Source organism: Paenibacillus ferrarius, from assembly GCF_002027705.1.
Taxonomy (GTDB): domain Bacteria; phylum Bacillota; class Bacilli; order Paenibacillales; family NBRC-103111; genus Paenibacillus_E; species Paenibacillus_E ferrarius.
In genome coordinates, this window is sequence record NZ_MBTG01000072.1 from 242,575 (window position 1) to 261,996 (window position 19,422).

The following is a 19,422-nucleotide window of genomic DNA, read 5'->3' on the forward strand; positions in this document are numbered from 1 at the left end:
ATGAGTGTAACAACCTATCCTTTAACTGCGCCTAAAGTGAGACCTTTTACGATGTATTTCTGAAAGAATGGAAAAACGAACATCATAGGACCTATTGCAAGCACGGCAATGGCCATGCGAGCGGATTCTCCTGGAATTTGATCCAAATTAATATTCAGTCCCGCTTGCATATGACTGGTTAAATGCTCCAGATTCGACATGATGCTTTGCAGCATATATTGTAGAGGGATGAGATTAGCATCCGAAATATACAGCATGGCCAGCCACCAATCGTTCCAATAACCCAGCGCATAGAATAACCCAACAGTAGCCAGCGCAGGCTTGGACAACGGCACGATGATTCCGCCGAATATGCGCATCTCGCTTGCTCCGTCGATCTTCGCCGATTCTATGATTTCAAATGGCAGACTCATCAGAAATCCGCGCATGAGCATGGCGAACCAGGCACTTACCCCGTAGGGCAAGAATAAGGCGAATATCGTGTCCTGCAGATGCAGAATCTTGGTCACAACCATATAAGTGGGGACAAGCCCCCCATTGAAAATCATTGTAAAAAATACATAAAACGTCGTAATGCGGTGATATCTGTAATCTTTACGTGTCATTACGTAAGCAACAGTAGTTGTCAAAACGAGGCTTAAAACAGTGCCAAGAACAGTAACGATCATGGTAATGACATACGCATTGATCAACTGCTTCGGCGTTTGCACCAGATAGGTATAGGCCATGCCAGTGATATGCTTAGGAATGAGGCTATATCCATAGTGTGCGATATCCGAATCAGAGGTTAATGACACTGAAACCACATAAATCAGCGGAATGACCGTCACTATTGAAATTAAAATGAAAAACGTGATATTGATACCATGGAACCATTGCTGCGCCCGATTTCGAATCGGCATAACTTTCTCTCCTTTCGGCCTAGAACAATGCGCTCTCGCTGTCTATTTTTTTGACAATCCGATTTGTAATAAGGACAAGCACAAGACCGACAAACGATTGGTAAAGACCTGCGGCTGATGCCATCCCAATATCGCCTACGACTCTTAACGAACGATACACGTAGGTGTCAATAACATCGGTAGCCGCATATAAGGCTCCAGCATTGCGGGGAACGAAATAAAACAAGCCGAAATCCGAAAAGAATATCTTGCCCACATTCAGCATGAAAAGCAACAGCACCAGAGGCACAATTAGCGGATACGAAATACGCAAGATCTGCTGATACCTGGAGGCCCCATCAATAGAAGCTGCTTCATAATAGCTCGGATCAATTGACATCAATCCAGTATAGAAAATGATTGCCGTATAGCCGACATTTTTCCAGAGATACGTAATCACCAGGATCACAGGCCAATATTTGGGATCTGAGTACCAATCTACTGGCGCGATCTTCAGCCATTCCAGCAGCTTATTGACGGCGCCATAAGTAGGATTTAGCAGAATATACGTTAAATAGCCCACGACAACCCAGGACAAAAAATAAGGAAAAAAAAGCACAGTTTGAAACACTCTCACTGCTTTTCTTCCCAGCTCAGCCAGCAGAATTCCGCATACAACCGAAGCCGCCAATCCAATAACAATAAACAAAGCATTCAACAGCAGCGTATTACGCGTTACTCTGAGCGCATCCTGAGAAGTAAAGAAAAACTTAAAATTATCCAGACCCGCCCAATCGCTCCCCCAGATCCCTTTGGCATAATTAAAGTCCTTGAATGCTAGCACAGTTCCGAACATCGGCAAGTAAGAGAAAGCAAAAACAAATAGCAGTGCCGGAAGTGAAATGAGAAACAAACTTTTGTTTTTTCTCAAATAGGTTATCTCTTTCTTTAATGCACTCACAGTTCCACTCCTTCGGTGTAAATTAATGTTATGGCTTCATCGATGTCTCAAACGTAAAGCATTTGTTAAGGAATCGTATACTGCTCATTTTATTTCCAACTGTTTCGGCGACCGTACTTTTTCACCTTTCCCTTTCCATGACTGCATTTTTTTATCAGTACACAAAAAAAACCGTTACGCAGCAAGGTCTGAGCGGCCTATACTAACGTAAACGGTCTTGCTCCTTACATTCGCTCCTTCGCTCGTTTGGCTATAAACTCACGGGGCGTTGTTCCAAATTTAGCTTTAAACACTTTATAAAAATAGCTTTCATTTTCAAAACCGACTTTATGAATAATCTCTTGAATCGTTAATTGCGAATTCTCCATCCATTCAACAGCCTTCTCCAATCGAACGCGGTTGATATAATCAGGAATAGACATATGTTTATAAGTCTTGAAAAGCTTGCCGATCTTGGAGGCGGATACGCCTACGATTAGCGCGAGCTCTGCAGCCCCCAGATTCATGTCTGCATACCGTTCGCTGATTAATTGTTCGATACGGAACGCTTTGGTCGTTTCATCAGAGACTTGTTGACTTTGCGCCTCCGTATCACTCGTAACTTCATAAATGACTTCCATTAATTTGATTTGAAATTCGGTAATCGTTTCTATTTCCAGCAATTCTTTGCTCATCAAAATAGCATTTACTTTGACGGGTTTTTGACGGGATTTATTCAAATCATAAACGAGATACTTAAATTGGTTCACGGTATGCAGCAAGGACAGCATCATATCGCTGTATTCCAATTTTTTCACCTCATCCAACAGATCAGCTAGTTTATCAGTTGCCCCTCGATAGTTAGCATTGCGCACTTGCTCGAGCAATTGATTCTCAAGCTCCAGCACCCGCTCCATCGAGGGAATCTGACCCAATTGTGTAATGTAGTCTTGTGTCAACAACGACATTTTACCGGAGATGAATCGATACATCGATACGTAGAGTGCCTGTTGATATGCCGTTGTTAAGTAGGTATGGTCAGTGACACTGACACTTAGCGATGCTGTAATTGACATCTGATAACGCTGCAGCAAATAGATCTGACACTCCTGAATAAGCAGCAAAATGGACTCCTTCAGCATATCTTCCGGCATATCCGCCTGTAGGATCAAGGCAACATGATCGTTGCGCAAGTCAACTGCTTCTGCCAGACATACCTTGCTTAAAGATTCCAAAGCGATGTTCATTACCGCGAAAACGAACAGCTCTTTCTCTTCCAGCTTTTGTTCAGTCAGACTCTTATAATCATCGAATTTTAGTACGCAGATCATAAAGTTTTGCTCCTGCCGGAACGGCAGCTTGTACTCTTTGCTGAATAATTCAAACTCGTCTTGGGAAACCGATAAGCTGTTTAATACCCACTTGCTTAAAAAGCGGTTCTTCCTATGTTGTTGATTGGAAGTCCTCTCTAATTGGAACTGTCCCAGTTGATTTGCGGAATTCCTATAAACGTCCTGTAAAAAACTAAACTCATCCTTCGAAGGTCCAATTTGCTCGCCGAATGAATGGCTCGATCGGAGCTGGGCAACCAATTGTTCAACAGGTTTGTAGATCCCTCTGGATACTTGCAAGAGAACTAATAATGTGACAAGCAGAACTATGACAGTTATGACAATAATGCTGGTTCTCAGTTTATTCAAATAAACGTAGGCTTCATCGTAGGGAACCGTTTTAAACAAAACCCATCCGGTATTATCAACAGCGATGTACGCAGCCAAATACTTAGTGCCGTTCAATTTTACTGTGAAGTAGTTTCCTGTCTCTCCCGAAGATTCATATTTTTCCTTTAATAAGGCTTCCAGCTTCGCTCCTTCCTCAGACGATTCCTGACTCACTTCAATGAAATCGCGCTTGTCACTGAGAATGAACATTTGACTAAGCTGCTCCGCTTCAAAATTGTTTATCGTTTTGATATTATCGAACAACCACTCTAATTTGATATTAATAATGACTGCTCCATCCATTCGGCCCTGCTCATCGGTCAGTTCATACATCACGTAGGTAAGAACCTTCTCCTTCTGAACATGCTGTGCGTCGAGACTCACATTCATATCACGGATAATCGGCTTGAGCGGCGGTAAAGATCCCCCATGCAATTGCAAAAGTCTCTCCCACTCTGTGTCATTATGAATAAATTCGCCGAACGTGGAATACGTTATATGCTTGTTATTGTTATAAATGTATACCGAGTGGACGAACGAATTGCTCCAAACAACGGAGCTTTTCAGCTTGTTCATCATATTCATATAATCAAAAGTCTCGTTATCATTCAAATACATTAATGACTTAACATCATTATTGTTGTACGTCGACAAAATTAAATTTCGAACCATACTATTTAAATTTTCCATATTGTATTTGGTCTGAGCAAGAAGCTTTTGGCTATTCTTGTATTCGCTCTCAAGAACCTTTTCTTGTACGTTATAGTAAACGACACTAGATAAAATAGCAGTCACCAGTAAAATTAACGAAGCGAACCATAGGTAGATGCGAGCTAAATATTTTTTGGAACTCAGCTTTATCATCATTTTCACTTTGCATCCCCCCCATAATATCCAAAATGAAATCAGTTAAATTTTAACATCCATAAATTTATAATTAAACATTATTTTTAAGCTTTTACAGATCAAATTAACAAAAAAAGAGTAGGCCTAAGCACTACTCTTTGTAAATTACCAAAGTAAAATAAGTAGATCCTAACCTCTTGTTGCCCTGATCTGTATCAAAAATATACATACTTATCAAAGTATTGTATACTGTTCATTCTCTGATTCTAGATATCTACGCACTGTACTTTTTTACCCGCAAAAAAAAGATGACCCCTATACATACTGAATCAGGAGCCACCTTTTAATCGCATAAGCATTGGGTGTCCTATTTCATTGTCAATAAAAACGAATCACAGTTCAAAGCTAACTGAAAGGCCTTCTTGGTATGTACTAAGACAATTGTTCTACGATTGGATCTATGAGCGGGTAGACCAACTCTTCCTCCAACGTGAAATGTTTGAGCAAGATGAGACAGGCTGTCATTAGTTCAGAAGCCATTAGATGCAGAAACTCCATATCTATCGGTACTTTCATCGCATTCACACCATCAACGAATGCCTGCACGACTCTTTTGGCCAAGTCATGATCCTGCTCTAAAACCGTGATGGAACGAGAGAAGGAGAGAGCCATCGCTCCATTCAAGTACGCTTGCAGCTGAGGAAATAATTCCTGCTCCTCCCATTCCGAATGCTGCTCCAGCTCCTCCACAAGGTAGAGAATCCGATCCTGGAGTTCAATCAGCTTACACATTCCTATGGAGCAATCCACTAAGGAGTATAAGGAAGCTGCCATGGTACGGATTTCGGTGAGCTGCTCGCGCATCTGCAAATGCTCTTCTTTAAGGCGCTCCACGAGCATTGGAAAGTAGCTGGGATTCAAGGTCGTCTCCCTATTCGTTCGAATGCTCAAACGGTCGATCATTAGACATCCTCCTTCAATTAAACTACCCCACTTCCGCATTATCATTGTATGCAGGAGGGGGCGGTTAACATGCGAAGGAATTACACGGGATGAGCCTTTAACGTACCCGACTTTCGGTCAAATGGAACTGATTGACAAGCTGCAGCAGCGATTCGGTAATCGCCCCAACATCCCCCGTCGTTTGGCGCACGTGAAGCATGTCCTGCAGAAGCTCTTGGACCGTGCTCTCCACCTCAGCAGAGATGTGGCGATTCTCCTTGCTCACGCCTGCGACCTTTTCCATCAGTGCCACTACTTCCTCTACGACCTGCGTCTTCATTGTATCGTGAGCGTTGGCGCTGCTAAGAATTTCTGAAGCCGCCGCAACAATTTGCGTCCCTTCCAGCACAACCTGCGTGCCTTCTTCCATCGAGATGAAGGCTTCATTGGCATGGCGTTCAATTTGTTCAATCGTCTCATTGATCTCTGTCGTCGACTTTTTCGTAAGATCAGCCAACTTGCGAATCTCCCCAGCCACAACGGCAAAGCCTTTGCCGTGTTCCCCCACTCTGGCTGCTTCGATCGAAGCATTCAGCGAAAGCAGATTCGTCTGCGCGGAGATTTCCTCGATCACCTGAAGCAGCTTCGGAATTTCCTGCGTCGTTTGCAAAAACGTTTGAATCGCCCGATTCGTTTCTGCCACTTTGGCTGAAATATGATTCATTTTATCCCCGATACGCCCCACTTCGTCTTGCGCCACAGCAATTTGCCCTGAAGCCTTTTCTTCCAGTTCACGCAGAGTGCCGCTCATATTTTGAGTAACATCCTTAGCGATATCAATATCCTTCAGCTGACCACGCAAGGAGCGGATCATATTATGAATTTGAGTGCTCATGCGCCCTGTCGATTGCTCCGTCGAACCTGTCGATTCATTCATACGTTCTTGACTTACCTGAACTTCGGCTGCCGCTTGTTTGACTTGCAGCATAATGCCTTCGAGCGAATCAATCATATTATTGATCCATTTGGCTAATTCCTGCGTTTCATCGCCGGCGAACTCCTGTACCTTGAGTCGCTGCGTCAGGTCGCCGCTGCCTTCAGCGTTTAGTCGAATAAATTTATTAATCTGCGAGAGCTGCTTGACAATCGGCTTGCTCCCCTTTTGTCTGAACAGATTTGCCCCGATAATGCCATATAATAAACTGCCTCCAGCCAGACAAGCCGCCCCAATTACATTTGAAACATGACCGTTTAACAGCCAGAAGCCTGCTGCTGAAAGAAGGATAAAACCGAGTATAAAGCGAAGCTGCAAGCTGAACAGTTTCCAATCAATACTGCGAATCCGATACACTTCCTCCAGATCTCCCTCGCACATCATCCCCCATACATCCGGGCAATGCGGCAGCTGGAAGGTAACTCCCTTGCCAATGACAGAAATATGTCGATAATCGGAATAACCAGGGAACTCCACGAATAGATTATTTCCCTTAGCAATCGTTCCTGCAACCCCCGGGTGAAGTTGTCCAGTAGCCGGATCCGTGAAGATAAGCTCGAGCTCCGTATGCTGTTTCACAGCGACTATGCCGTAATCCGTTCGTACGCCATCCTTGAGATTGTCACCATGTGTAAATGTAAGATCTTCAAACCGGCTGCGGGACAATGCTGTGCCAGGGGCAATCTGCTTATTCAAAACAGGTTTAGCCATGAACAAATAATTATCGCCAGAATCCGGATACACATGTCCCGACTCCCGCTGGATCAAATCCCCAAGCACATCATTAGGTACACGCCCGCAAAGAGCTCCCTTCCAAATCCCGTTCTCCATGATGGGAACGATGAAAGTCAGCGTCATAGCATCATGAAAGGGGGAGGTGCTGGGACCAATTTGCAAGGTCAAAGGGTCGGAGTAGGGTCCGAACAAGCATTTATCACCTTTGCGTGCTTCCTCTAGTCCTTTATAAAGCAAACTTTCCGTGTCATATTCCCTCCCTTTATGCGTAGGGTATGTCGAATGGATTACCGTCGCTGTTTCATTTAAAATAAAAATCTCTGATAAGTCTGCACCGTTTTTTTGAGCTGCGAATAGCAATCTTCCTATATGCTCCTCATCTCGTGACAGCTTATCTGACGAAACCGGCAGAGATTCCGTTAATTGTTCCAACAAACGATCCAAATTAGCCCAATAAGACGTTACCCAGCTTCTTAAAATTTCTGTTCGCGTGTGAGCAATGCCCTCAAATATATGAGCTACATCCTCCTTGATACCGCGATTCAGACGATATGACCACCACAATGGCAGTCCTTTGCGAATTCCAAGCCAATCAAACATCCCATATCCCCTCCGATAGTCACATTTCAAGTGACTTTATTTAACATTTCTTATTCGACATTCTATAGCTGATTTCGACGTAAAGCAAGACAAAAAGTGATGTTTCGCAAAATAATTATCCAAGGCGAAAATCACGGCATTTCGTGTCATTTTATTTATGTGTTAGATATATTGACATAATTTTCTGAAAAATCTACAATGGAAGAAATAACTGTTTCTTTATCCTATATTCGAGTTACATTACCTTACATCAAAATGAATTCAGATCAGAAAGGAGGCCTGGTTTCTGCTTCGGGCCCGCACCAACAGATAGCTTCCGAATGCATAGTTAAGAAACCAGGAAGCTGCGATGTCTAAACCTGAGAATCTGGTCACTACCCCTTATGATCCGCGCCCATTTTTTGATGAAATGTTTATGAATGCTTATTCGGTAAGATCACATTATCAAACGGTTTTCCGACAATTCATGTCCATGAAGGCGGGGAGTTTAAACAAGCGCCAATCGGCCACCATGAAGCGCATGATGGAAGAAGGAATTACCTTCACCTTGTATAGCCCCGACCAAGCTGAACCTTTGGAACGCACGATTCCTTTCGATCCGATCCCACGCATTATTCCTCGAGACGAATGGCTGAAGCTGGAAAAAGGGCTGCAACAACGCGTTAAGGCGCTGAATCTGTTTCTCAAAGATATTTATCATGATCAGAACATCCTGAAAGATGGCATAATTCCAAGGAAAATGGTCTTGTCCAATTGCTATTTCCGCCCTGAGATGATGCGGCTGTCTATACCGAACGATGTGTACGTTACTGTTTCAGGCATCGATTTAATCCGTGACGAGCACGGTGAATATTTTGTACTCGAAGATAACCTGCGTTCACCATCAGGCTTCTCCTATTTATACAAAAGCCGTTCGATCATGACTCACTTGTTCCCCGAGCTTGTTTTCAGTCACTCGATTCAAGACATTGAACACAGCTTAAACGTCTTTCTATCTGCCCTGCGCAGACTGAGCCCTTCCGGCAAATCCGATCCGGTTATTGGTCTGCTTACACCCGGTTGTTACAATTCAGCCTACTTCGAACATACGTTCCTAGCACAGCAAATGGGCATTCAGCTTGTAGAAGGACACGATCTCGTTGTCATCGACCACAAGGTATATATTCGCGGCATCAAAGGACTTCGCCAAATTGATGTTTTGTATCGCAGAATTGATGATGATTTCCTGGATCCTCTTGCTTTTGACCCAAGTTCCATGCTGGGTGTCGCCGGTATTATGAACGCTTATCGCGCTGGCAACATCAATATTGTCAATGCCCCTGGAACTGGCGTAGCTGACGATAAAGCCATTTATGCCTACGTGCCAGATATGATTCGTTACTATTTAAATGAACAACCAATTCTGAAGAACGTACCTACTTACATTTTATCCAGACCGGAGGAACGAGAGCATGTGCTGAAGCATCTAGACGAAATGGTCGTCAAAGAGACCTCGCTCTCTGGCGGGTATGGGATGCTTATCGGGCCGTCAGCCACTGAACATGAAATTGCTGATTTTAGACTTAAAATCCTCGCTGATCCTGATCGGTATATCGCTCAGCCCACCATCCAATTATCTCGAGCCCCGGTAATGATGGACGGTCAAATGGCAGCTAGACATATTGATCTTCGAGCCTTCGTCATTGCCGGAGACAACATTCAAGTCATACCTGGCGGGCTCACGCGTGTCGCACTGAAAGAAGGTTCACTCGTCGTCAACTCCTCGCAAGGTGGAGGCTGCAAGGATACTTGGGTCACTCATTCCTAAAGAAAGATTGGAGGCCAGAGGAATATGGTCATGATGGGACGAACAGCGGAAGCTTTATTCTGGATTGGCAGGTATGCAGAACGAACAGAGAATCATGCGAGGTTAATCGATGTCTATTATCATATCCGCGAGGAGCGGGAGAGCACGAACGGCCAATCCTGGAGCCGACTCATCGATACGATTGGTGATCGCGCCGCGTTCATCGAACAATACGGCAGCTTTACAGAGCAGCATGTCCTGCAATATATTACTTTGGATAAAAACAATGCCAATTCTTTGCTCGCTTGTACGAATCACGCCCGTGCCAATCTCCGGAATATCCGCGAGAAAATGCCCGCAGAGCTGTGGGATATAATGAACGGCTTGTATTTGTGGCTCAAAGAAAAAGAAGTGCGTGACATCACGGCCGATTCGCCCCATCTTTTCTATCGTTTTATCCGTGATACACTGTCGATGTTCCAAGGGGCTACCACCTCGGTCATGCCCCGCCAAAATGAATGGTATTTCGTTGAAGCAGGCCGCTATCTGGAAAGAGCAGAGAATCTGCTTCGCTTGCTTCAATCCTTATGCCAGGATTATGCGAGAGAAGAGCTTTCGTCTTACCCGCTTATGCTTTCCGTTTTGAAATCGGTCAGCGGGTATGAATCCTATCGCAGGGAGTATGCCGATACCGTTACCCTCAGCAGCATCATTAAGTTTCTTATGCTCAACGATACCTTTCCACGTTCCATCAGCTTCTCCTTTCAAGCATTAGAGCGCTCCTTAAAGGGCATCCAATTAGATGACCCGGATCTCGGCAATGCCGTTCACAAATTAGCTAAGCTGGCAGGGAAAGTCCAAGCAAATCTCGCTTGTATGGATGAGGACGATATTTTATCCGGTAAATTGGAAATGACGCTGCAAGCACTCCGTGATTCCTGCAACCTCATGGGCATTCGGATGTCGAAAGTCTTTTTTCCCTCCCGGGAGGAGGTCATTGCATGAAGAAGCTGGAGATTACGCATATCACACGCTATTCCTATACCGAAACGGCGCAGGACAGTGTCAATGAAGTACGGTTAACCCCGCTGACTGACAATCGTCAAGCCTGCTATCACCATAGCATTACCACCGAACCGGTTTCTGCTTTCTTCACCTACTCGGATTACTTCCATAATCGCGTGCATGCTTTTACAATCAATCCTATTCATCGTGAGCTGACGATCAAAATGATGTCTACGGTTGTCACGCACGACAACGACAATATCCCTTCGGACGTCGCTTCTCCTTATGAGGAGAAGACGATGCGGTTTAGCGATACTTTCCAAAATGAATACGCCGAATACCTGCTGCCTACAAGCTTTACGGGATTGACGCCTGAAATCAAAGCCTACTCGGATGCTATCCCCGATCAAGATATCAGCCTCTATAAGCTGATGCGTAATATCTACACAACGATCAACCGGGATTTCACCTACGATCCTTCGGCAACATCCGTTCAGACCACCGTAAGTGAAATGCTGCAATTCAAACGTGGCGTTTGCCAAGACTACTCTCATTTCATGATTGCGATTTGCCGTGACAAAGGTATTCCTACCCGGTATGTGAGCGGCTATCACTTCGTAGGAGACCTGCAGGGGGGGAGCGCCGATTTCACGCAAGCCTCCCACGCTTGGGTGGAGTGCTTAATCCCAGGCTCTGGTTGGTTTGGCTTTGATCCTACCAATAACTGTGAAGTAAACTGGCGTTACATCAAATTGGGGCATGGCCGCGACTACAATGATATCGTTCCCGTCAAAGGCGTTTACCGCGGAGCTGGTCAACAGGATTTGGAAGTTATTGTGGACGTTAAACTGATTGGATAATCTTTGATATGAACAGCAAACCAAAAAGGTTATCTCGAAAATGTCTCGTTTGAGCATTTTGTGAGATAACCTTTTATTAATTCATAGATATTATTTAATGAAATCAGACTTTTGGAGCAGCTTTTGTACAATCACAGCAACTTCAGCTCTCGTAATAAGAGCTTTCGGTGCTAACGCTTTGTCGCTTCTGCCCGTTACGATTCCTGCTTGCAAGCAATCAGCAATACTGTTTTGCGCCCAATTCGCTGCCTTATCGGCATCGAGATAAGGACGAAGTGCAGCATCTGCCGCTTGGGCAGGCAGCTTAGCTTTCAATTCAGTCATTTTCATTGCTTTTGCGATGATGACCATAGCTTGTTCCCGGGTAATTTTGTCATTCGGATGGAACTCGCCAGTATCAAAACCACTGATCAATTGAATCCCATAAGCCGTATTTATCGCGCTGCTGTACCAATCTGAAGCTTTTACGTCGGTAAAAGGAGCCGCTCCTTTTTCCAACTTAAGCCCCATGCCTCGAACAACAATAGCCGTAAACTCAGCACGGGTAATTTCTCGGTCAGGACTGAATTGACTTCCCCCAGTTCCTCCTATGACCATCCTTGATCCCATGTTGTTAACCGCATCTTTGGCCCAGTGATTTTCCATATCTGCGAATGCAATTGGATGCCAGATGACGGAATACGTACTGTTCGTCATGCTATTCACTTTCGCAAAGTACTTGCCGTCCATCTGAACAACCTTGGTTGGTACATGACGTACCGTTCCATCTGGATCAACAACAATTGCTGTAGTAATCTTATTCGGATCCACACCTTCTGGAATAGCAATCGTGCGTTCCACGAAAGCATTGAACTTCGACATCTCGATCGATTCATTTCCATATATGCCTCTAACTGTAAAGTTAATGGATGGTGCAACAAGCGTAAAGGTTCCTTTTTCCGCTGCATTCTCAACAACTTTAGCCGCTTCAGCAGTCAGGGTCGCAATTTCGATCTGAACCTTAATGTCTCCCAAAGATAAGGCCTTTCCAAACTGCTTAGATATCGCATCAATATTAATTTGCTCGGCAGGCAGCGTATAGGTTGCACCATCTGTTTTGATCGCCAGAACAGCCTGCTTGTTTTGCATATTTTTAATCAGCTGACCATTCATTTCACCAATAACAACATTGGATTGACCCACTATCGGAATGGTAATTAGGGCATGCTGACCTTCCTCAGCAAGCTTGCTTCCCACTTTGTTCTGGTCTAGCGATACGGTTGTTACGGTTTGCTCATCTCGCTTGGCAGCCGTTGCTGTTCCCAAATTTTCCACCTTGCCATTAACCAACACCTCTATACCTGTTGCCGCTGGCACTGATGTCGAAGTGCCATTGCTGCCACTGCTGCTACTGCCACTGCTGCCACTACCGCCGCTATTATTTTCTGTTAGTGCGCTAGGAATGACTTCGCTAGATGCGGCTGAAGACATGCTGCTGCCAACACGATTGATTGCCTTCACTGTAAATGTGTAAGCCTTCTGATTCGTCAAACCTGTAATCGTTATTGGACTTGCTGCTCCAGTCACCTTGATCCCATCAGGCAAACTGGTTACTTCATATGCAGTAATCTCACTGCCGCCATTGTCTGTCGGAGCCGCAAAAGTTATAGTTGCTTGCCCGTTGCCTGCGACAGCAGTCACACTGGTCGGCGCCCCTGCAACTTTGGCAGGAGTTGCGCTTACTTGATTAGAAGCAGCACTCAAACCTCCTACATTGCCTGCCTTCACAACAAAGAAGTAATTCGTGCCGTTTGTCAGGTTCTCCGCGATATAAGCGGCAGTAGTCACAGTTGAAAAAGAAGAACTGTTATATTGCCCATCAGCTGTCGCCATATAAACATTGTAATAAGTCGCTTCTGTTACAGAACTCCAATTTAATGCAACTTGACGATCTCCTCCGATAACGACAAGATCTTTCGGATTGGCCGGAACACCTGGCAAGTTAACGACTTGCGTCACCGTAAACGCAACATTCGCCATATGGTCAGCTGATACAGTGACCGTAGTTGTATAGGTGCCTGCCGCCAAACCGTCCTTGGCTTTGATCGTGAAATTTGTAGTTGGCGTGCCTGTTGTCAACGTTGTCAAAGCTGGTTCTGTCACTACGAAATCCTCACCAGTTAATGAGACTGCTAAGTGCATCAGGTCTCCTGTGCCAGCGCGCGTAATCGTAATCGATTTGGTCTCCTGTGACCCAGGAACATATCCGCTTATCAATGCCGCAGCGGATTTAGCTGAAATCGGGTCAATCGTATAGGTTAGCGCGTTCACAGTTACCTTTACGACTGAGCTTGTTGCCGTTGCCGTCTGATTGCCCGTCGCATTGCTGTCCGTGTTCGTCACTTTAGCATAGTAGTAGGTAATGCCAGGCGTTGCTGTTGGGACTGTGAATATTGCGTTGCTTTCACCGTTAAGAAGCAAACCGCCACTCGTGCTGTTGGTTGTATTGCTGTACCATTGATAACTCAATGCTGGGCTTCCACTTGCTGCTACTGCTAGCGTCGCAACACTGCCTTCATTCACTGTTTGGTCTATCGGCTGCGTTGTTATGCTTGGTAACGCCGCATTCGTCAGCGCATTCACTGTTACCTTTGCTGCTGAACTCGTTGCCGTTGCTGTTTTGTTGCCTGTCGCACTGTTATCCGTGTTCGTGACCACAGCATAATAGTACGTTGTGCCAACGGTTGCTGTTGGAACTGTTAATGCTGCGTTGGTCTCACCGTTAAGAAGTAAACCGCCACTCGTGCTGTTGGTTGTATTGCTGTACCATTGATAACTCAATGCTGGGCTTCCACTTGCTGCTACTGTTAGCGTCGCAACACTGCCTTCATTCACTGTTTGGTCTATCGGCTGCGTTGTTATGCTTGGTACCGCCGCATGCGTCAGCGCATTCACCGTTACCTTCGCTGCTGAACTTGTTACCGTTGCTGTTTGATTTCCAGTTGCATTGGAATCCGTGTTCGTCACGACCGCATAATAGTACGTTGTGCCAGTCGCTGCTGTTGGGACTGTCATTGTTGCGTTCGTTTTTCCATTAAGCAATACACCACCACTCGTACTGTTAGTGCTATTGCTATACCATTGATAGCTCAACGATGCACTACCCGTTGCTGCTACGTTTAGCGTCGTAACGCTGCCTTCATTCACTGTTTGATCTGTCGGTTGCGTAGTTATGCTTGGCGCTGCTGCATTAGTCAGCGCTTGATCAATCACAATATTGTTGATGCCATGCCAACTCAGGCCCTCTGAGTACAGAAACACTTTATCCACGTTGTCAAAAGTCGAATCCAGTACAACATTTTTAGAACGATAGTTATCCACCAAATCATCTGCAAGAAAGGAAGTACTGGCAACTTCCACTCCATCACGATAGCCTTTTACATCGATCAAAATCGGGTTAATTTCTCCGAAATTTGAGTAATAGAAACCATTGATCTGGAATTTGCCACCATCCGAAGACTTTATGGCCATCCCTTTCCAACCAGTATCATTAAATAACGGATCATAGGTAGTGAGCGCATTAAAAAGATCATGCAAACTTGAATCTCCATGCACTAATTTATTGCTCATTTGAGTTCCAGAAGTATCACTAATATTATAAAATTCTAAATTAATGTTCGGAACATCCTCCGAAGAGCCTTCACCATCCTTCGCAACCCCATTGTTCCATGCACTGCTTTCCAAAGAAGAAAATGTCACAGTATAAGGATTAGGAGTAAACGCATAAGCAGCACCCCCTCCTTGTATGTTGAAGAAACCAGAAAAGGTCACCAAACTACTAAGGACCACTATCAAAACCTTTTCACGAAATTTTAACCTTCCTATAATATAAACCATTCCTTCCATCTATTATTTGTCAACTGATTCCTAACAACATTCGACATACTTCTACAAAAACCTCCTTATTATGACACTTGCATATGTTTTATTTATTTGCATCGCTAAGATATAAATGATTTCCATAACCTCGCTTAGCCCCCATATTTAGTGTAGAATGATTCCGAAGATATATTACAACTAAGAGGTGTTCCCAATGTCTATAAGCTTCACTTCATCCATCATAAATCGATTAAAAAAAGAGATTGCAGAGGATCAACAGCAAAGCATCGACGAACAGAAGAAGAAAGAAAAAGTAATCTCCAAAATGAATCAGCTGCAAAGAGATATAAAACTAAGCAATTCTGCTAGCGATTTAAACAGCAAAATGTCCAGAATGAACAAAATGAAAGAAGAAATCAAACGTATTGACCTTTCTCAAGCTGCTTTAGCTAAACAATTAACAGCTAAGCATGCTGCGCTGCAAGAGCAAATCGCCAAAAATCAACAACAAGAGAAATAAAAACGGCCTCACGGAACACAATTTTTAGCCAAACCACAAAAAGACGGATTTCACACACGGATGAACAACGTGAAATGCGTCTTTTTGTGACGAAAAATTTCAAAAAAATCTCAGTAAATAAAAGGAATTCAAGTGTAAATGTGGAATAACTACATTAACGTACGTGCTCGAAACGAAAAAGATAAACAGGGGAGGTTTTCTGATGAAATCAACAGGTATCGTTAGAAAAGTAGATGAGCTGGGACGCATCGTTTTGCCGATTGAACTCCGACGCACACTTCATATTGACATTGGCGACGCCATTGAGGTTTATGTCGATCCAGAACGAATAACGCTTAAAAAGTACATGCCTGCCTGCGTATTCTGTGGTAATTTCGAAAATATGACTTATTTCAAAGGAAAGCTGGTCTGTGGTTCCTGCGTTGATGAAATCGTTTAGTTCTTAAATCCCTACCCAAAAAAGGCACTACGCCGCACAGCTGAACGTTATCAGCTATGCGACTCAGTGCCTTTTCCCCATTCTATTTCACTTCGATATGAACTTGATCTGGGCGATAGACTGCCAGCAATTTCCCTTCTGTATCTGCCGCGAACATGACTGTACGCTCTGCTTCCAGTTCGAAGGCATAGCTCCGGCCAGTAACGGGATCTTTCACCTCAATCTCGGTATCTACGCTAAACTCCGATACGAAGATATACAAGGAGCCTTCCGCAAAGCTGAGCTTCCGCCCATAAACACCAGGCAGCTGCCCGCCTTTAACCCAAGTGAGCTCAGCTTGCGCACCAGCCTCTGCCAATGCGAAATTATACAACGCCTCAATGCATTCACTTCGATCATTCAGCTCAATCGGAAGCGGACACCAGATAAGTTTCCCTTTGCCCAGCTCATAAGTTTCAACGATCCCATGCTGGGAATTCCATGTACCGCTGTTTCCTTTTCCACCCGACAAAGCCACCTCTTTATTCAACTGTGCAATGCGCGCACCACCGAAGGAAACCGGATGCACCTTGCCGTTCAGCACCATAGCTTCCTCACGCAGAACGTTGCTTAACACGGTGTCGCCGACAATCTCGGTCAATCGCGCCACGGGTGTCCAATATTCATTTAGCCCAAGCGGCCCTGTAAATAATAGAGTGCCTCCATTGGAACGCACATGTGCTGCAAGCTTTTCCAATGCAGCATCGCTGAAATTATGCGCACTAGGTACGATGATCAGTTTAGGATGAGCTTGAGCCAATGTGTCCAAATGATACTCGCCAAGTCCGCGGAAAGGAACATTCATCGAGTAAGCCAGCGTACGCGTGAGTTTGGACGTGGCATCGCCAGCTAATTTTCGCGTAGAGAAATCATTGGAATAAGGGAATACAGCTACCACTTCCTCCAGCTTTCGATCCACGAACAAGTCACGAATGCTGCCCATGAACGCGCCAAAGTCATAAGAGACATCTGCTTCCGGCTTCTCCGTCCCATCTGCCCGAAGCGCCCCGATATGGGATTCATTGATATTGTTCATGTAGAAGTTAATATTCCAAATCCATTGAACGGCTCCCGCTCCACCCGTTGCAAACGAATAGGCATATTTACGCTCAAGAATATTGCGCAGCTCGTGTTCGGAGCGTTTTGCGCGGCCATCTGCCGTTTCTACATACATGATCCCTGTTTCTTGAATCAAGCTTGGCTTATCCGGTGCTTTGGAGAAAATACCGTCCCAAACCAGTTGATCCATCAGCCACCATGTATGAACCGTCGTATAATCAACCGCATCTGCATAGAAAAATGGAGAAGGACGCTGAGCTCCTAAGCCTTCATCTTGCCCTACTGTCGCCAAATGCGCCGGATTAATACTGCGAATTGTGGCAATTAATTCATGTGCCCAGCGATTGTGCATATCCATCGTAAACAATGTGTAATCCAGCCACGGTGATCCTTTTTTCTCCAGCGTTTCGGTTGTGTTCATATTCATATCAGCAACGTCCGGCAACCGCACACTTGCAAAATCCGGCAGTTCTTCCGTTGTCATGTTCCATCGCTCTTGCAGCTTGCGGATATCAAGATGCCGAGTCTCGAGCCAGTTCACAAAAGCTTCCTGTTCGAAGCGGTCATGCGCCGACTGAGGACCGGCAAAAGGCTTGTTCGGATTAAACATGGACGGTTCATTGATTAGATCCCAGTGCACGTTCGTCGTGTTTTGATGCCTGGAAACGATCGAAGAGATGAATCGTTTCTGCGCTTCAACGCTGCGCGGGTCCAGATAAGGGTTAACCCCTTCCCATAGCTCCGGTGTGAAAGCAAAGAAGTTGAACGTCACTTCAATGTTATGTCTTTTGCAAGTCAGAATGAAAGCATCAATGGCACGCAGAACTTCCTCGTAAGGATGCCCATCCACAAACATAACTTGACGCCAAGCCGACCATATTCCCGTACGCAGCAAATTAATTCCCGCTTTAACCATTTGCGCAATATCTCGATCCCATACGGATACGTTTGGCATGAATAAGAACTTGCGCGCCACATCGCTCGTCATATAAGTCATCCCTACAATCGGCAGCGGACGTCCATCTTTCATAAAATAGTCGCGGTTACAAGACAGCGGTGTGCCCTCACGAAGCAGCTCCGCATCATGACCCCAGTAGCCTTGGTTAAAAATACGCGTTTCGCCCGTATTCGCAACAGCCGTACAAACAGCCGTATAATAGCCGGCTTCGATATCAACTGGAACATTCACCTTGTGATATGTAAGCTCCCGAGACGCCTTCATTTGGAAATCGGTTGTCCACACAGGCACGGGATCGCCGTCTTTTTTCACTTCAACAGTGAATGTCCAACCTGTATTCTCAGAGTTATCCCCGGCGCGATTCGCGAGAGTTTGCAATTGCACAGTCAGCGCTGCGCGATCACCTGGGTCATAGCACGCATAGTTCGGTTTGAACCAGATTTCAGTCACACCTCTGGCTGTGAAGGCAGACAGCTCTTTCAGCAGCGTTGTTCCCCCCTGTGTCCAGAACGGATCATCAGTAACCAGATTTGCAAAAATCCAGCGACCGCCTGCGAAATCCCCCTTCGTATTTTCCAAAAGTACGATAGGTGCCGCAATCTCTCGTTCTTCGCGTGAAATCCCTTTGAGAAGCGGGATCAGATGAGCATCCATGGGACCACTGGAACCGATTTGACCCGGGTTATCATCAGCACGTGTTACGTGAAGAACAAGACCAACCGTAGGCTGAACAGTCAGCAGTGATTCTTTGCCAGCAAGCAAAGCAAGCTCTGAATGTGCTGCATAACGAGCAATCGGTGACGGATCAACAGGCAGAATCTCATGGATTTGAAGCTGCTGATGGTACGCTGTTTGTTCCGCCTCTATTTCCCAGTCAGATGCACCTGCATAAACGGGATTTCGGAAAGGCGCACTCCCCACATGAATAAGCCCCTTGCCCGCTCTCACATGCTTCATGATGGCTTGCCATGCCTTTTTAGGGAAATAACGTCCGTGGAGATGAACCAAATTCGCTGCGCCTTGGGCTAGCGCTTCTTCCAATTCATCCGCTGCTGCAATGCGGCCAAACTGTGCTAATTCCTCTAGATGATCGTTGTTCGGGCGAGTCCCTTCATAAGGAAACGACGGATCATAAAATATGATCGAATTATTCATATTCATCCTCCAACACGGATTTAATTTGTTATTTTTGTTAGGCTAACAATATTTATTGTGATCATACTGTAATCAATTTCTTTC

The 19,422-nt window shown here is 45.1% G+C and carries 12 protein-coding genes; 5 read left to right on the plus strand and 7 right to left on the minus strand.

From position 1 onward, the window contains the following. Positions 1-14: 14 nt before the first annotated feature. From BC351_RS40075 to BC351_RS40095, 5 genes are all read right to left on the minus strand, one after another. Positions 15-902: a carbohydrate ABC transporter permease gene (locus BC351_RS40075; protein WP_079421266.1), complete on the minus strand. Its 888-nt coding sequence runs from the start codon at positions 900-902 to the stop codon at positions 15-17. A 19-nt stretch (positions 903-921) separates the two neighbouring features. Further along, positions 922-1,842 (minus strand): ABC transporter permease, encoded by a 921-nt coding sequence (locus BC351_RS40080; RefSeq protein ID WP_079421267.1) that lies wholly within the window; start codon positions 1,840-1,842, stop codon positions 922-924. Positions 1,843-2,066: 224 nt separating this feature from the next. Next, complete coding sequence (locus BC351_RS40085) at positions 2,067-4,409, minus strand: AraC family transcriptional regulator (RefSeq protein ID WP_244209348.1); 2,343 nt, start codon at positions 4,407-4,409, stop codon at positions 2,067-2,069. A gap of 411 nt (positions 4,410-4,820) precedes the next feature. Beyond that, entirely contained in the window at positions 4,821-5,351 is a 531-nt protein-coding gene (locus BC351_RS40090) for a hemerythrin domain-containing protein (protein WP_158082393.1), read from the minus strand. Positions 5,352-5,448: 97 nt separating this feature from the next. Then, a complete protein-coding gene (locus BC351_RS40095; protein WP_079421270.1) occupies positions 5,449-7,659 on the minus strand; it encodes a methyl-accepting chemotaxis protein in 2,211 nt (736 codons plus the stop codon). Positions 7,660-8,008: 349 nt separating this feature from the next. On the opposite strand from BC351_RS40095, the gene BC351_RS40100 reads away from it, so the two are divergent. Genes BC351_RS40100 through BC351_RS40110 form a run of 3 tightly spaced genes read left to right on the plus strand, consistent with a single transcriptional unit; the run spans position 8,009 to position 11,310 of the window. Then, positions 8,009-9,466: a circularly permuted type 2 ATP-grasp protein gene (locus BC351_RS40100; RefSeq protein WP_079421271.1), complete on the plus strand. Its 1,458-nt coding sequence runs from the start codon at positions 8,009-8,011 to the stop codon at positions 9,464-9,466. A 24-nt stretch (positions 9,467-9,490) separates the two neighbouring features. Beyond that, positions 9,491-10,450: an alpha-E domain-containing protein gene (locus tag BC351_RS40105; RefSeq protein WP_244209342.1), complete on the plus strand. Its 960-nt coding sequence runs from the start codon at positions 9,491-9,493 to the stop codon at positions 10,448-10,450. Further along, the gene (locus BC351_RS40110) at positions 10,447-11,310 is read left to right on the plus strand and encodes a transglutaminase family protein (protein ID WP_079421272.1); all 864 of its coding nucleotides are present in this window, start codon (positions 10,447-10,449) and stop codon (positions 11,308-11,310) included. Before BC351_RS40105 ends, BC351_RS40110 begins: the two co-directional genes overlap by 4 nt. Before the next feature lie 90 nt (positions 11,311-11,400). Here the strand turns inward: BC351_RS40110 and BC351_RS40115 are convergent, their stop codons facing one another. Then, positions 11,401-14,886 carry an S-layer homology domain-containing protein gene (locus tag BC351_RS40115; RefSeq protein ID WP_158082394.1) on the minus strand — a complete coding sequence of 1,162 codons (3,486 nt, stop codon included), beginning with the start codon at positions 14,884-14,886 and terminating at the stop codon, positions 11,401-11,403. 496 nt (positions 14,887-15,382) lie between these two features. Here BC351_RS40115 and BC351_RS40120 point away from each other — a divergent pair, with 496 nt between their 5' ends. Together BC351_RS40120 and BC351_RS40125 are read left to right on the plus strand one after the other, a co-directional pair. Continuing rightward, on the plus strand, positions 15,383-15,688 hold the full coding sequence (locus BC351_RS40120; protein ID WP_079421273.1) for a hypothetical protein: 306 nt from the start codon (positions 15,383-15,385) through the stop codon (positions 15,686-15,688). 199 nt (positions 15,689-15,887) lie between these two features. Then, positions 15,888-16,127 (plus strand): AbrB/MazE/SpoVT family DNA-binding domain-containing protein, encoded by a 240-nt coding sequence (locus tag BC351_RS40125; RefSeq protein ID WP_079421313.1) that lies wholly within the window; start codon positions 15,888-15,890, stop codon positions 16,125-16,127. Positions 16,128-16,209: 82 nt separating this feature from the next. On the opposite strand, the gene BC351_RS40130 is transcribed toward BC351_RS40125, so the two are convergent. Further along, complete coding sequence (locus BC351_RS40130; RefSeq protein ID WP_208629920.1) at positions 16,210-19,338, minus strand: alpha-amylase family protein; 3,129 nt, start codon at positions 19,336-19,338, stop codon at positions 16,210-16,212. Positions 19,339-19,422: the final 84 nt, after the last annotated feature.